11 protein-coding genes and 1 pseudogene are annotated in these 14,013 nt (G+C 64.5%); 5 read left to right on the top strand and 7 right to left on the bottom strand.

Translation table 11 applies throughout. The features are described 5' to 3' along the window. Positions 1–104: 104 nt before the first annotated feature. Positions 105–1,283, top strand: coding sequence for a tetratricopeptide repeat protein (locus tag FVF58_RS12470; RefSeq protein WP_149670208.1), 1,179 nt, complete (start codon positions 105–107; stop codon positions 1,281–1,283). Positions 1,284–1,565: 282 nt separating this feature from the next. Here the strand turns inward: FVF58_RS12470 and FVF58_RS12465 are convergent. Beyond that, positions 1,566–1,823, bottom strand: a pseudogene (locus tag FVF58_RS12465) (TetR family transcriptional regulator); the annotation flags it as partial. A gap of 150 nt (positions 1,824–1,973) precedes the next feature. Here FVF58_RS12465 and FVF58_RS12460 point away from each other — a divergent pair. Next, on the top strand, positions 1,974–3,479 hold the full coding sequence (locus FVF58_RS12460) for a flavin-containing monooxygenase (RefSeq protein WP_188130802.1): 1,506 nt from the start codon (positions 1,974–1,976) through the stop codon (positions 3,477–3,479). 536 nt (positions 3,480–4,015) lie between these two features. Beyond that, complete coding sequence (locus FVF58_RS12455; protein WP_149670206.1) at positions 4,016–5,419, top strand: methyl-accepting chemotaxis protein; 1,404 nt, start codon at positions 4,016–4,018, stop codon at positions 5,417–5,419. 57 nt (positions 5,420–5,476) lie between these two features. Here FVF58_RS12455 and FVF58_RS12450 read toward each other — a convergent pair whose 3' ends face one another. From FVF58_RS12450 to FVF58_RS12435, 4 genes are all read right to left on the bottom strand, one after another. Next, positions 5,477–6,295: an ABC transporter permease subunit gene (locus FVF58_RS12450; protein ID WP_149670205.1), complete on the bottom strand. Its 819-nt coding sequence runs from the start codon at positions 6,293–6,295 to the stop codon at positions 5,477–5,479. Beyond that, positions 6,295–7,224 carry an ABC transporter permease subunit gene (locus tag FVF58_RS12445; RefSeq protein ID WP_149670204.1) on the bottom strand — a complete coding sequence of 310 codons (930 nt, stop codon included), beginning with the start codon at positions 7,222–7,224 and terminating at the stop codon, positions 6,295–6,297. Before FVF58_RS12445 ends, FVF58_RS12450 begins: the two co-directional genes overlap by 1 nt. Further along, positions 7,221–8,402, bottom strand: a complete 1,182-nt coding sequence (locus tag FVF58_RS12440; protein WP_188130801.1) for an ABC transporter ATP-binding protein — start codon at positions 8,400–8,402, stop codon at positions 7,221–7,223. The genes FVF58_RS12445 and FVF58_RS12440 overlap by 4 nt, the downstream gene beginning before the upstream one ends. A gap of 90 nt (positions 8,403–8,492) precedes the next feature. After that, positions 8,493–9,593 (bottom strand): polyamine ABC transporter substrate-binding protein, encoded by a 1,101-nt coding sequence (locus tag FVF58_RS12435; RefSeq protein WP_149670203.1) that lies wholly within the window; start codon positions 9,591–9,593, stop codon positions 8,493–8,495. Between the two features lie 529 nt (positions 9,594–10,122). Here FVF58_RS12435 and FVF58_RS12430 point away from each other — a divergent pair. Together FVF58_RS12430 and FVF58_RS12425 are read left to right on the top strand one after the other, a co-directional pair. Continuing rightward, positions 10,123–11,427 (top strand): Nramp family divalent metal transporter, encoded by a 1,305-nt coding sequence (locus FVF58_RS12430; protein WP_149670202.1) that lies wholly within the window; start codon positions 10,123–10,125, stop codon positions 11,425–11,427. A 178-nt stretch (positions 11,428–11,605) separates the two neighbouring features. Continuing rightward, positions 11,606–11,809, top strand: coding sequence for a DUF1289 domain-containing protein (locus tag FVF58_RS12425; RefSeq protein WP_149670201.1), 204 nt, complete (start codon positions 11,606–11,608; stop codon positions 11,807–11,809). 141 nt (positions 11,810–11,950) lie between these two features. Here FVF58_RS12425 and FVF58_RS12420 read toward each other — a convergent pair whose 3' ends face one another. Beyond that, positions 11,951–12,607, bottom strand: coding sequence for an OmpW/AlkL family protein (locus FVF58_RS12420; RefSeq protein WP_149670200.1), 657 nt, complete (start codon positions 12,605–12,607; stop codon positions 11,951–11,953). Between the two features lie 77 nt (positions 12,608–12,684). Further along, entirely contained in the window at positions 12,685–13,875 is a 1,191-nt protein-coding gene (locus tag FVF58_RS12415; RefSeq protein WP_149670199.1) for an NAD(P)H-dependent flavin oxidoreductase, read from the bottom strand. Between the last annotated feature and the right edge of the window lie 138 nt (positions 13,876–14,013).

Raw genomic sequence — 14,013 nt, 5'->3', positions numbered from 1 at the left:
GCATGCCGGGGCGGCCGCGAACGGAAATCCGGCATGCCGGCCGCGCAAGTGCGCGGCCACTGCAAACGACTCAAGGAGACGGGCGTCACGCGCCCGGTCCGTCAATGAAAAAATTTCTCGCAACTGCGTTCGGTTCGTTGCTGCTGGTGTCGGCCGCGGCGTTCGCCGTGCCGACGGCTCAGCAGATCGAATCCGCCATGTCGCAGGGCAACTGGCAGCAGGCCGACACCGGTCTGAGCGAGGTGCTGCAAGCGCACCCGAACAATGCCCACGCGCACTATCTGTACAGCCAGGTGCTCGATCGCGAAGGCCGCTATGGCGACGCGCTCGCCCAGTTGCAGCAGGCCAAGACGCTCGACCCGCAAATCCGTTTTACCGATCCGAGCCGTTTCGCGCAAACTGAAGCACGCATCCGAAGGGATGCGGAGCGCGCGGGCGACGCGGGCGGCAACAGCAGGGGCCGCGCCGCGAATCCGTTCGTACAGCAGACTGCGCCTGCTGTACAGCAACAGTCGGCGATGATCTCGCAAGCGCAACAACGGCATGGTCCGGGGGTGGGTATGTGGATCGGTATCATTGTTCTGATTGGCGTGATCGCATTGGTGCTGCGCTGGACGCTGCGCCGTGCCCGTACGCAGGACGACACGCGCGCCGACGACGATCGTCGCGTGCAACTGAAGCGCGCGACCGACATGCTCAATGCCGTGCGTTCGCTGAAGCTCGACGTAAAGCTCTCCACCGCTCCGGGTCATGAGGCGCTGGAGAAGGAAGTCGAAGCTACCGAAGACCAGTTGCGCGGCGTCGTCGAGACCTTGTCGAACGGCAAGAATCCGCTGCCGCCCTATCAGCTCGACGAACTCGAGCAGCGCATCGGCAGCCTGCGCGCGCGCGCCGATGGGCGGCCCGATCCGGCTGCCGGCAGTCAGCAGTCGACCTATGCGCAGGAAGCCGAGCGTTTCGGCAATCCGCCGCAAGCGCCCTATCCGCCGCAAGGTCCGTATCAGCAGCAGCCACCGGTGATCGTGCAGCAAGGCGGCGGCGGTTTCGGCGGCGGTATGGGCGGCCTGCTCACGGGCGTGCTGCTTGGCGAAGCGCTGAACTCCGGACGTGAGCGCGTAGTGGAGCGTGACGTGATCGTCGATGACGAAGCGCGCCGCCGCGGCAACGATGGCGGCAATGGCGGTGGCCTCGACTTCGGCCAGGGCTCGAACGACTGGAGCGATAACGGCGGTGGGGTCGACATGGGCAGCAACGACGATTCCGGCGGCTGGACCGATACCTGAGCATCCGCGATGTCACGCCGCATGAAGCATGCGGCAGTCAACGACCCATCGGCCACGCGGCAATTGAAGAACGGGCTCCTCACGGAGCCTGTTTTTTTGCTGACTCCGACTCGCTTCGCGAGATGGCAGTTCGCGAGACTTCAATCAGCCCGCGCCGACACCGCCATCCTCTGCGCCTCATGCTGCGCAAGCAGCACCGCCCCCCCCCAAACAACCTGACGATGAAGCGTTTCACGTAATTGACCAGCGCGGCACAGCGCGCGAATTGCGCGTCGATGTATTCGGCCGCAAGCGCCGGCTCACCGATTCAACGGCCTCGCGCGCCGAATCGTCGAGCGTGTCGAAATGACGGTAGAACGTGTTGGGATTGAGCCCTGCCTCGCGCGCCAGTTGGCGCAAACCCAGGCTCGCGAAACTGCGGCCGCCGGCGGTCAGCCGCAGCGCGGCTTCGATCCGTTTGCGCTTGCCGGCCGGCAACTCCTGTGCGGCAGCGGACGTGCCGGTGCCGACATCGGCTGCCACTTTGGGTGCGGATTTCATAAGCTTTAAATCGCTGCGCGGTGTGCGCGTTTGATAGCAGCCCTCTAAGCGATCTCGACGCCGTGTATACAGTTGTCTACCCTGCACGTTATGACACTGGGTAGACACATAGCCGCTCTCGTTCAAACCCATGTTTTCTCCCATCGCCCCATGCCGGAGACTGCCGTGACGTCAGCTCTCTCTGCCCCGTCCACCGCGCCACGCATTGCGATTGTCGGCAGCGGCTTTGCCGGGCTCGGCATGGCGATCCGTCTGCAGCAGATGGGCCTCACGTCGTTCACGATTTACGAGGCGGCCGGCGACATCGGCGGCACGTGGCGCGACAACACCTATCCCGGTGCGGCCTGCGATGTGCCTTCCCATCTCTATTCGTTTTCGTTCGAGCCGAATCCGGCGTGGTCGCGCGCGTTCGGCGGCCAGGCGGAAATCCTCGCGTATCTGAAGCATTGCGCGCGCAAGTATGACGTGGCGCGTTACGTGCGCTGTAACGCGAAAGTGGCCGCTGCGCGTTTCGACGATGCGCGCCAGCTCTGGCGCATCGAGATCATCGCGAACGGCACGCGCGAATATAGCGAAGCCGATGTGCTGATCGCCGCGAACGGCGCGCTGTCCCGTCCGGCGCTGCCACGGATCGCCGGGCTCGAACGCTTCGCAGGCAAGCTGTTTCATTCGGCGCGCTGGGACCATACGTATGCGCTGGAAGGCAAACGCGTCGCGGTGATCGGCACCGGCGCGAGCGCGATCCAGTTCGTGCCGCAAATCCAGCCGCGCGTCGCGCACCTCGATCTGTTCCAGCGCAGCGCGCCGTGGATCATGCCGAAGGCCGACAAGCCGGTTGCTCCGCGCGCCCGCTGGCTATTCCGCCATCTGCCTCTCACGCAGCGCTTCGTGCGCAGTGCGATCTACTGGCAGCTCGAATCGCGCGCGCTCGGATTCGTGGTCAACCCGAAGCTGATGGCGCTGCCGATGAAACTGAGCCGACACTACCTCGAACACAGCGTGAAGGACCCGGCGTTGCGCGCGAAACTCACGCCGAACTACCGGCTCGGCTGCAAGCGCGTACTGCTGTCGAGCGACTACTATCGCGCCGTCAGCCAGCCGAATGTCGACGTGGTGACGGCCGGCATCCGCGAAATCGTCGCGGACGGCGTCGTCACCGACGACGGCGTACATCGCCGCGCGGACGCGATCATTTGCGGCACGGGCTTCCAGGTCAACGACGTCGGCGCGCCGTTCGAAGTGATTGGCATCGACGGCGCGGACCTCGGCGCGATGTGGCTGCGCGACGGTCCCGAGGCCTACCTCGGCGTCAGCATCGCGAACTTCCCGAACTTTTTCATGCTCGTCGGCCCGAACACCTTGCTCGGCCATAACTCGATGATCTACATGATCGAGTCGCAAGTGCAATACATCGCCGACTGCCTGCGCGTTCTGCGCGAGCGCAACGCCCGCACGATGAATCTTCGGCCCGACGTGCAACGTGATTTCAACGCGCGCCTGCAAAAGGAAATGCGGCACTCCGTGTGGGTCAGCGGCTGCCATAGCTGGTATCAGACGACGGGCGGCAAGGTCACCGCGCTGTGGCCAGGGTTCACGTTCAGCTTTCGCAAACGCACCCGGCGTGTGCGGCCGGGCGACTATCGCTTCGCGCGTTGACAGCGTGGCGCGTGGCCGGCGCGCTCACTCGCCCTCGCACAAAAGGGAAATAACCAGCATGACAGGCATCGATTAGGCCACGCCCGCATCCATCGCCGCGCGTCACCGCGAGGCTGTCATCAACAACGTAGCGCGCAGCGTCAGCGCGCGAATCTCGCCCGCCTTCACGTCGGCCCTCGCCTCACCCGTGCTCACCCGCCCGATCACACTCACCCGCCGCCCAACAAGCGCAGCAGCCCCCACAGAAACTTGCAGAGCAGCACGATCAGCTCCCACAGGTAATAGAGCTGATCCCAGCCCGAAACGCGTGCGAAAGAGTCGATCATGGATTGCCGGTAAGAAAACGAAAGGGCTGCGAACCGCGGTTCGGTATGAGCGCACATGATAACGACTGCGGGATACCCCGTATCAAGTCGGTTGAATGCGTGCCGTAAATGCACGGATAACTCGCCGCAGCCACGCCGGGTGACGGCGCCGGTAGCGGGTCACCCGCACGCACGCCCCCCTGCACCACCCGCGCCATCAAGGAGACGACCATGACGCGTTTCAGTTTTCGCCGAGCGGCCCGTTCGCACACGGTCGTCGGCGATATCGCCGCGCAAGCCGGCAAACTGGGTATCGAGATCTGCGACGTATCGGGCCACGTCGAGGAAGTCGCCGCCCGCGTGCAGCGTCAGGCGCAAGTCTGCCGGGCGCTGCGCGAGTCCGCCGCGCAAACGCTCGCGGGCAATCACCGCATTGCCGCGGCCGCGCGCGAAATGAGCAACGTATCGGCCGAAGCCGCGACCGGCGTGCAACAGTCGCAGCAAACGCTCGAAGCATCGCTCGCCGACATTCACGGACTGGTCGAAGGCGTGACGGTGATCGAAAGCCAGATCGGCGCGCTGCGCAGCGCGTTGGCGCATGTGAGCCGGGTGTCCGAGGAGATCTCGCTGATCGCCCGCCAGACTCATCTGCTCGCGCTGAACGCCGCGATCGAAGCCGCCCGCGCCGGGGACTCCGGCAGGAGCTTCGCGGTGGTGGCCGCCGAAGTGAAGAACCTGTCGGCGAAAACCGCGCAGGCCACCGGGCAGATCGAGACGACCCTCGCACAGCTCACGCAGCAGACCGAACAGCTGATCAACGAAGGCTCGGTGAACACCGCTCGGGCGCATCGCGTACGCGAAGGCACGCGCAAGATCGGCGACGTCGTGCATGCAACGGGCGACGCAATCGCGCACCTGAACAACGAGGCCGGCCAGATCGCGGCGCTGACCGGCGAAATCGAAACGCAGTGCGACGGGCTCGAAGCGCAGGTGCTGGAAATGGCGAGCGGCGTCGAGGACTCGAGTAAAAACTTCGTGCAGGCGAAAGACCGTCTGGGCAATCTGGTCGGCGTCTCTGAGACGCTGATCGAGCTGACCGCGGCGACCGGCGTCGAAACCGACGACACACGCTTCATCGAAGCAGTGCAGCAGGCCGCCGCGGCGGTGAGCAAGCTATTCGACGCGGCGGTGACGCGCGGCGAGGTATCGCTCGAAGACCTGTTCGATCAGCACTACGTGCCGGTGACGGGGACCAACCCGCCGCAGTTCCTGACACGCTTCACCGCGTTCACCGACCGCGTGCTGCCTGCAATCCAGGAGCCTCTGCTCGACCTCGATCCGCGTGTCGCGTTCTGCGCCGCGGTCGATGCGCGGGGTTATCTGCCGACTCACAATCTGAAGTTCTCGCTGCCGCCGCGCGACGACGTCGTGTGGAACATGGCGAACTGCCGCAACCGGCGCATGTTCGACGATCGCACCGGCATTGCGGCCGCGTCGCATACGAAGAAGTTTTTACTGCAGACGTACCGCCGCGATATGGGCGGCGGCCAGTTCGTGCTGATGAAGGATGCGTCGGCGCCGGTGTTCGTCGGCGGACGGCATTGGGGCGGCGTGCGGATCGGGTACAAGGTTTGAACGCGGGCGTGCGTCGCGCGGCGCACTGAACGTGCGGTCCGCGCGACGCAGGCCGGTTTAAACCGCCATCACTGCGCGCCTGCGCTCCGCGCGCTGCATGAAGTAGTTGGCCGCCACCACGCCAACCGTCACGACCGCGATGAACAGCGTCGCGAGCGCATTCATTTCCGGGTTCAGCCCGAGCCGGACGCGCGAGAACACCACCAGCGGCAGCGTCGTCGAACCGGGGCCGGACAGGAATGCCGACAGCACCAGATCGTCGATCGACAACGTGAACGACAGCAGCCAGCCGGACACCAGCGCCTGCGAAATCAACGGCAGCGTGATGAAGAAGAACACGCGCAGCGGCGTGGCGCCGAGGTCCAGCGCGGCTTCTTCGAGCGAAGGGTGCAACTCCCTCACGCGCGATTGCACGATGATCGCGACATACGAAATGCACAGCATCACATGGCCGATCCAGATCGTGAAAATGCCGCGCCCCGCCGGCCACCCCAACCATTTCGCCATTTCAATGAACAGCAGCAGCAACGAGATGCCCTGAATCACCTCGGGAATGACCAGCGGTGCGTTGATCATGCCGGTATACAGCGTGAAACCGCGAAACCGTCCCATGCGGGCGAGCACAAAACCGGCCCACGTGCCGATGATCACCGACGCGAACGCCGTCAGCAACCCAATCCGCAACGACAGCCAGGCCGCCGTGATCAGCTCGTCATCGCTCAGCAGCGCCGCGTACCAGCGCGTCGAAAAGCGCGTCCACACGGTGACCAGCTGCGATTCGTTGAACGAATACACCACCAGGCTTACGATCGGGATGTACAGAAACAGAAACCCGATCCCGAGGGCCATCAACTGCAAAATCCGGTTCGGCTTCATCAGCGCCTTTCCTCCATCGCCTTCGCCTGCGCGTGCTGGAACAAGGCCATCGGCACCAGCAGAAGCAACACCATCGCGCACGTCACCGCGGAGGCCATCGGCCAGTCGGCGTTGTCGAAGAACTCATTCCACATCACGCGACCGATCATCAGCGTGTTCGCGCCGCCCAGCAATTCAGGAATCACGTACTCGCCCACCGCCGGGATGAACACCAGCAGGCAACCGGCGATGATGCCGTTCTTCGACAACGGCAACGTGATCTGCCAGAACGCCTTCCAAGGCTTCGCGCCGAGGTCGTACGCGGCTTCGAGCAGGGTCAGGTCCATCTTCACCAGATGCGCGTAGAGCGGCATCACGAGGAACGGCAGATACGAATACACCATGCCGATATAGACCGCGGTGTTCGTGTGATACAGCTCGATTGGCGAATGGATCAGCCCGGTCGACATCAGGAAGTTGTTCAGCAAGCCGTTGTTCTTCAGGATCCCGATCCATGCGTACACGCGAATCAGGAACGACGTCCAGAACGGCAGCATCACCGCCATCATCAACACGTTGCGGCTCGCCGGATTCGAACGGGCGATGTAGTACGCCATCGGATAACCGATCAACAGACACAGCACGGTCGAGATCGCGGCGACCACCACCGAATTCACATAGGTCGCGAAATAGAGGCTGTCGGTCAGCAGAAAAGCGTAATGCGACAGGTCGAGCGTGATGTGAATCGCGCCTTCCGCGAAGTTGACCAGTTGCGTGTACGGCGGAATCCCGAGCTGCGAATCGGCGAAGCTGATCTTCACGACCAGCAGGAACGGCACGAGGAAAAACAGTAGCAGCCAGACGAACGGCCCCGCCACCACCGCGCTGCGGCCGGTCAGATTGAAGCGCCGCACCGGCCAGCTGACGAAGGCATCGAGCACGCGCTTCATGACGTCAGCACCACGCCGGCCGACGCGCTCCAGCGCACGTACACTTCATCGCCCCACGTGGGCGGATCGATCTCGGTGAGCGCGAGGCTCGTCACGTTCGCGATCACCGTCTTGCCGCCGTCGAGCTTCACGTGGTACAGCGAATAGCCGCCCATATAAGCGATATTCGTGACGACGCCCTTGCCCCAGTTGTACGCGCCTTCGGGCGGCTTGCGCGTGAGCGCGATGCGCTCGGGGCGCACCGAAATGGTCACCGGCATGCCGAGCGGCCCGGTGATGCCGTGGCTCACGTACAGGCGGCACGGCAGGTCGGGCGTTTCGATGAACACGTAGTCGGGTTCGTCCTCGACCGTATGGCCTTCGAACAGATTGGTCGAGCCGATGAACTCCGCCGAAAAGCGGCTGTTCGGATACTCGTACACTTCATGCGGCGTGCCGAGCTGCACGATCTCGCCTTCGCTCATCACGGCGAGGCGGTCCGCCATCGTCATCGCCTCTTCCTGGTCGTGGGTGACCATCATGCAGGTCACGCCGACCTTGTCGAGAATATTGACCAGCTCGATCTGCGTGCGCTGGCGGATCTGCTTGTCGAGCGCGGACATCGGCTCGTCGAGCAGCAGCAGCTTGGGCCGTTTGACGAGCGAACGCGCCAGCGCCACGCGCTGCTGCTGGCCGCCCGACAGCTGATGCGGCTTGCGCTTCGCGAAGCGGCCCATCTGCACGAGTTCGAGCGCCGTCTGCACGCGCTCCTTCAGTTCGGCCTTCGGCACGCCTTCCTGCTTCAGACCGAAGGCGACGTTCGCCTCCACCGTCATGTGCGGAAACAATGCGTACGACTGGAACATCATGTTGACCGGCCGGCGATACGGCGGCAATTGCGCAAGGTCTTCGCCGTCGATCAGGATCTTGCCCGAGGTCACGGTCTCGAGCCCCGCCATCATGCGCAGCAAGGTCGACTTGCCGCAGCCCGAACTGCCGAGCAGCGCGAACAGCTCGCCCTTCTTCACCGACAGGTTGACCCCTTTGACCGCCACGGTCTCGCCGAACTTCTTCACGACGTCGACGATCTGGATGAACTGGTCCGCTGCGTCGCCCGTGCCGACGCCCGTAACGGCGTGCAGGCCCGCGGGCGGCGCGCCCGTCCCGGCCAGCGCGCCCGACTGGTCACTACTTATCATGATGCTGCTTCACTCCGGCGTTTGACGAACAAAGCCCCCGGTGAACACCGAGGGCTTCATGATGATGCTTACCCGTTCTGCTGCCGCGGGTCAGCGGCCGGACTTGAACTCAGTCCACAACCGCGTTTGCAGCCGCTGGATTTCCTGCGGCAGCGGCTTGAGCAGGAACAGGGTCTTGATGGTTTCAGGCGACGGATACACCGCCGGGTCGTTCGCCACATCCTTGTCCACGTACTTGCGAGCTTCGAGGTTCGTGCTCGGATAGTAGACGGCGTTGGTGATCGCGGCGTGCACCTGCGGCGTTTCGATGTAGTTGATCCATTCGAGCGCGGCTTCCTTGTGCTTCGCGTCCTTCGGAATCGCCATCACGTCGAACCAGACCGGCGCGCCGCCCTTCGGAATGAAGTATTCGATCTTGTACGGCTTCTTCGCTTCGACCGCGCGATGCTTGGCGATCACGACGTCGCCCGACCAGCCATACGCGAAGCATACGTCGCCGCCGACCAGGTCGTTGATGTAGCCCGACGAGTTGAACTGCGTGATGTACGGGCGGATCTTCTTCATCATTTCGAGCGCGGCGCGGTAGTCGGCCGGGTTCGTGCTCATCGGATCCTTGCCGATGTAATGCAGCGCGGCCGCGAACATCTGGTCCGGCGCGTCGAGCACGGACACGCCGCAGGCCTTCAGCTTCGAAATGTTTTCCGGCTTGAACAGGATGTCCCAGCTGTCGAGCGGCGTGTTCTTGCCGAGAATCTGCTGGACTTTGGTGACGTTGTACCCGAGACCGGTCGTGCCGTACGCCCAGGGCACCACGTATTTGTTGCCCGGATCGGCGCCCGCCACGAGCGCCATCAGCGACGGGTCGAGGTACTTCAGGTTCGGCAGCTTCGACTTGTCGAGCGGCTCGAAGATGCCCGCGGCGATCTGCTTGCCGGCGTAGTTGCTGGTCGGCACGACGATGTCGTAGCCGGAATTGCCGGTGAGGAGCTTCGCTTGCAGCGTGTCGTCGCTGTCGTAGTTGTCGTATTTGACCTGGACGCCGGTCTGCTTGGTGAAGTTCGGAATGGTGTCCTTGGCGATGTAATCGGACCAGTTATACACGTTCAGCTGCGTATCTTTCGCTGCGGCCGTCAACCATGGCATCGCGCACAGCATCAGCGCGGCCACTTGTCCCACTACCCGTTTTTTCATCCCGTTCTCCGATCGTGACCGGCTCGCGCCGACCGTCGTCACTCAGGCCGCGGCATCGCGCGCGGCTCCCCTGAAAAACCCGAAAACTACCATCAATTATTGCGCGCTCCAAAAAAAATACCCGACTGTCGCGCAAACGGTACAGCCCAAGCCGCACCATTGGAAAATGCGCGCAATTTTAGCGGGTTATCGGCGCGTGTCTACCCGAAAAAAACGCAGACGGCGTTCGCGTTGTTATCTCGTTGTCAAGTTGAGGCGGATGGGTGGTCGGTCGGCGTGCTCGTGCTTGTGCTTGCTTATGGATTGCGACCGGCTCTCCATGCAAGACCCGATGCCATTGCTCCCACCCGCGCCGGGGACGAGCATGAGCCATCAGCCGTTCGACGGTGCACAATAGCCGTCAGGAGACCGACTGCCGGCACGCCGCCCAGCGCGCCGCCACCCCGGCTCCGCCGCGCCTGCGCCGCCCACCCAGCGGCCATTGGGCACATGGCTTGCGAGAGGATGCGATCCCGAACCTCAGGCACAGATGAACACCAACCCATTCGCGCTGCGACCCAACCGCCGCCGGCGTCTGCCTGACGGCGGCCCGGCGCGTCCTCCGCACTGGTTTTCGTTCATCGGCGCGGGCGCGTTGATCGCGGTCGGCTATATCGACCCCGGCAACTGGGCGACCGCGCTCGGCGCCGGCGCGGGCTACGGCTACCGCCTGCTCGGCATGGTGCTGCTGTCGAGCCTGATGGCGATGCTGCTGCAATGGCTGTCGTCGCGCCTGGGCGTCGTGACCGGCCGCGATCTCGCGCAGATCTGCCGCGAGCGCACCGGCCGGCGCGGCACCCTGTTCCTGTGGCTGACCAGCGAAGTCGCGATCATCGCGTGCGATGTCGCCGAGGTAGTCGGCAGCGCCGTCGCACTGCAATTGCTGCTCCGCGTGTCGCTGACCGTCGGCGTGCTGATGTCGGCGGTCTGCACGTTTGCGCTGCTCGCGCTTCAGCAGAAAGGCGGCCGCAAGCTCGAAGCGGTGATCGCGGCGCTGATCGGCTTCGTCGGCCTGTGCTTCGTGGTTCAGCTGGCGCTCGCGCGGCCCGACTGGCACGCCGCGCTGGCCGGCACCGCGCCGAGCGTCGAGCTGCTGCGCAACGCGGGCATGCTGTGGCTGGCGGCGGGCATCGTCGGCGCGACGGTGATGCCGCACAACCTCTATCTGCACTCGGCGCTCGTCAAGCATCACGCGCCCGAAGGCAGCGACGCGCAGATCAAGGCCGCGTTGCAGGTGGTCAACATCGATACCTTCGCATCACTTTCGTTTGCCTTCGTGATCAACGCCGCGCTGCTGATCGTGGCCGCCGCGGTGTTCTACGCAAGCGGCCATCGCGACGTGACCGATCTCGCCGACGCCCACCGCCTGATCGCACCGCTCGTCGGCACGCACTGGGCCAGCATCCTGTTCGCGGCGGCGCTGCTGGCGTGCGGGCTGAGTGCGACGGTCACCGGCACGCTGGCCGGTCAGGCGGTGATGGAAGGCTTTCTGCAGATCCGGCTGCCGCGCTGGAAGCGCGCGCTGCTCACCCGCGCGCTGGCGATCGGGCCTGCGCTGTTCGCGGTCGCGCTTTTCGGCCAGCACGGTTCCAACCAGTTGCTGGTGGCGAGCCAGGTGGTGCTGAGCCTGCAATTGCCACTCGCGGTCGTGCCGTTGATCCGCTCCACGTCGAACGCCGACCTGATGCACGGCTGGCGCGTGCGCGGCGTGCCGCTCGTGGTCGCGTGGCTGTGCGCAGGGTTCATCGTCGCGCTCAATGGGGCGTTGCTGTGGCAACTGGCGTTTGGCGTGTAGTGTTTGGCGCGTGACTCGGCGTTGCTGGCGCGTGGCCGTCGAGGGAAAATCCGCCGCTCGCCGCTGAACGCACACGAACAGCCCACACTCGAATCCGGGCCCTGCTGCTCGTCACAGCGAAGCGCGCCGCGCATCGGTTAACATAGCGGGACTTCGCTTCTCCGCTCCAAGGTTTCCGATGGCATCGAATCTTCACGATCTTCCCGACAGTCCGTGCATCGGCGTGTGCTCCACGCTGTTCGACGAGGTTTGCAAAGGCTGCGGCCGCACCGCCGCCGAAGTGTCCAACTGGGTGTTCCTGAGCGACGAGGAAAAGCGCATGGTGTGGCTGCGCATCGAGCAGGAAGGCACGGCCATGCGCTTTCAGAACGACAGGCTGTAGCCGTTTGCGCTGCGCCCCCCCCGATCGACATGGGCGCAGCGCCTCAAAAAGGCAGCGACAAAAAGACGCCGGGGGTGCAGCTGGAACTGAGCTGCACCCCCGGCGTTTTGCATGGCGAGCGCGGCTCGTGCCGCGCGCCAGTCAGAATCGCATCCCGACGCCCAAACCGACGATCACCGGATCAATGCTTAGCCGGCCGAGCGGCTCGCCGCCGAGCGACGCATCCGTGTGCATCCAGATTTTCTTGATGTCCGCATTGACGAACAGCGACCTGGTGACCTGCACGTCCACACCGGCCTGCAACGCGGGGCCGAAACTGTGATTGCTGATCGAGATCGGCGCGCCGCCTGCGTTCAGCCCGTTGTTATAGAACAGCGTGTAGTTGAGACCCGCGCCGAGATAAGGCCGAATGCGCCCCGCGTGGTTGAAGTGATATTGCAGCAGCAGCGTGGGCGGCAACACGTTCACGCCGCCAAGACCGCCGAGGCTCGACGTCACCTGATGGCGCGACGTGGCGAGAATCAGCTCGACGCCGAGGTCGTCGCGAATCATGTAGGTCAGATCCAGCTCGGGCACGATGGCGTTATTGACGCCCACGTTGAGCGCCGACAGCGTCTGGCTGGTGTCCACGTTCGGCACGATGCTGATCGCGCGCAGACGCACGAGCACGTCGCCGGCGTGGATGCCGCTCAGCGCGTCGTCGTCCGCGGCGTGCGCGTGGGGCGCGAGCGCCGCCGTGCATAGCAGGCTCGCTGCAACAGCGGCGGCCTTGATTTTTTTTCTGAACGAGTCCTTCATGTGCTTCCCCGCGTGATGAATGATTGATATCGCGCGGAGATTGTCGAAGTTCCCGTCAGGCAGCGCGTTGACCCGTATCAACCCAGCGAGAACGACCATCGCCCTGCGACAGCCGGCCGCGTCGCGCCGGTCAGCAGCAGTTCGAGCAGATCGTGGACGCTGCGAATCGCCGTGCCGAACGGCAACGCTTCGCGGCCGCGAAAAAACAGGCCGTTGGCCACGTCGCCGCGCAAGGCCGCGGCGAGCCGAGTGTCGATGCAGAAGTGGCCGAACTTCTCGATCCCGTCGCGCCAGCCGCACACGCTCAGGCATTCGAGCGCGGTCGGACACGCGTGCTTCAGCGCGCCGACCTTCTCGCGGATCTTCGCTTCATGCCGCAGATAGCGCATCAGCCACGGCGTTTTCACCGCGCGCGCGGGCAGCCCCGTCACGCTGATGAATTCGACGATGTCGTCGGGCGTCGCTTCGGCCAGCACGCGTTTGAAGTTCGGATGCGCATCGCCTTCCTCGGTGACGGCGAACGGCGTGCCGAGCTGCACGCCGTTCGCGCCCGCGTTCAGCAGCTCGCGCACGGCCTCGTGACTGTTGATGCCGCCCGCGACGATGACGGGCACGTCCCGGCGATTCAGGCCGAGCGATGCGAACACGGTTTCGAGCTCTTCGAGAATGCGCAGGAAGTCGAAGCGTCGGTCATGCATATCAGCGAGATTGCCGACACCGAGATGCCCGCCCGCGTGCGCCGGATGTTCGACCACGACCGCGTCGGGCAAGCGGCCCTTCTTCATCCACTTCTTCAGCACGAGCGAGACGCCGCGGCTATCCGACAGGATCGGGATCAGCGCGACGTCGCGGCCTTCGGTCATGTCCGGCAGATCGAGCGGCAGGCCCGCGCCCATCACGATCGCATCGGCGCCGCTCTCGCAGGCCACGCGCACATAGTCCGCTTGCGCGCTGACCGCCTTCATCACGTTGACGGCGATCATCCCGCGCCCGTCGCTGATGACTCTGGCCGCGCGGATTTCGCGCTCCAGCGCGGTGAGGTTGGCCTGTTCGAGCGTCGTCGTATCGGGCGACTGGCGGCACAGCTCGACGAGGTCGCGATGATGGTGGCGCAGATCGATGCTGGCGATGGTGCCGAGCGCACCCTCACGGGCGACGCTGCCGGCCAGCCGGTGGGCTGAGATGCCGACGCCCATGCCGCCTTGCACGATCGGCAGCAGCGAGCGGCCGCGGATCACCAGCGGCGGGAAAGACTGAGTGTTGAGCATGACTGGCCCGATGACGAATGATCAAACCGTTGATGATCGGCTGTCGGACGCGGGCTGCTTTGCGTCAGGTCAAGACGGCTGCGAATGAACGGGGCGCGCGCATCGTTTGGTTGATGCCGGTCATGTGAAGCAGATCTT

It is taken from the genome of Paraburkholderia panacisoli, assembly GCF_008369935.1.
Lineage (GTDB): Bacteria > Pseudomonadota > Gammaproteobacteria > Burkholderiales > Burkholderiaceae > Paraburkholderia > Paraburkholderia panacisoli.
The sequence above is the reverse complement of the archived record's forward strand: the minus strand, read 5'-3'. Positions and strand labels throughout refer to the sequence as shown.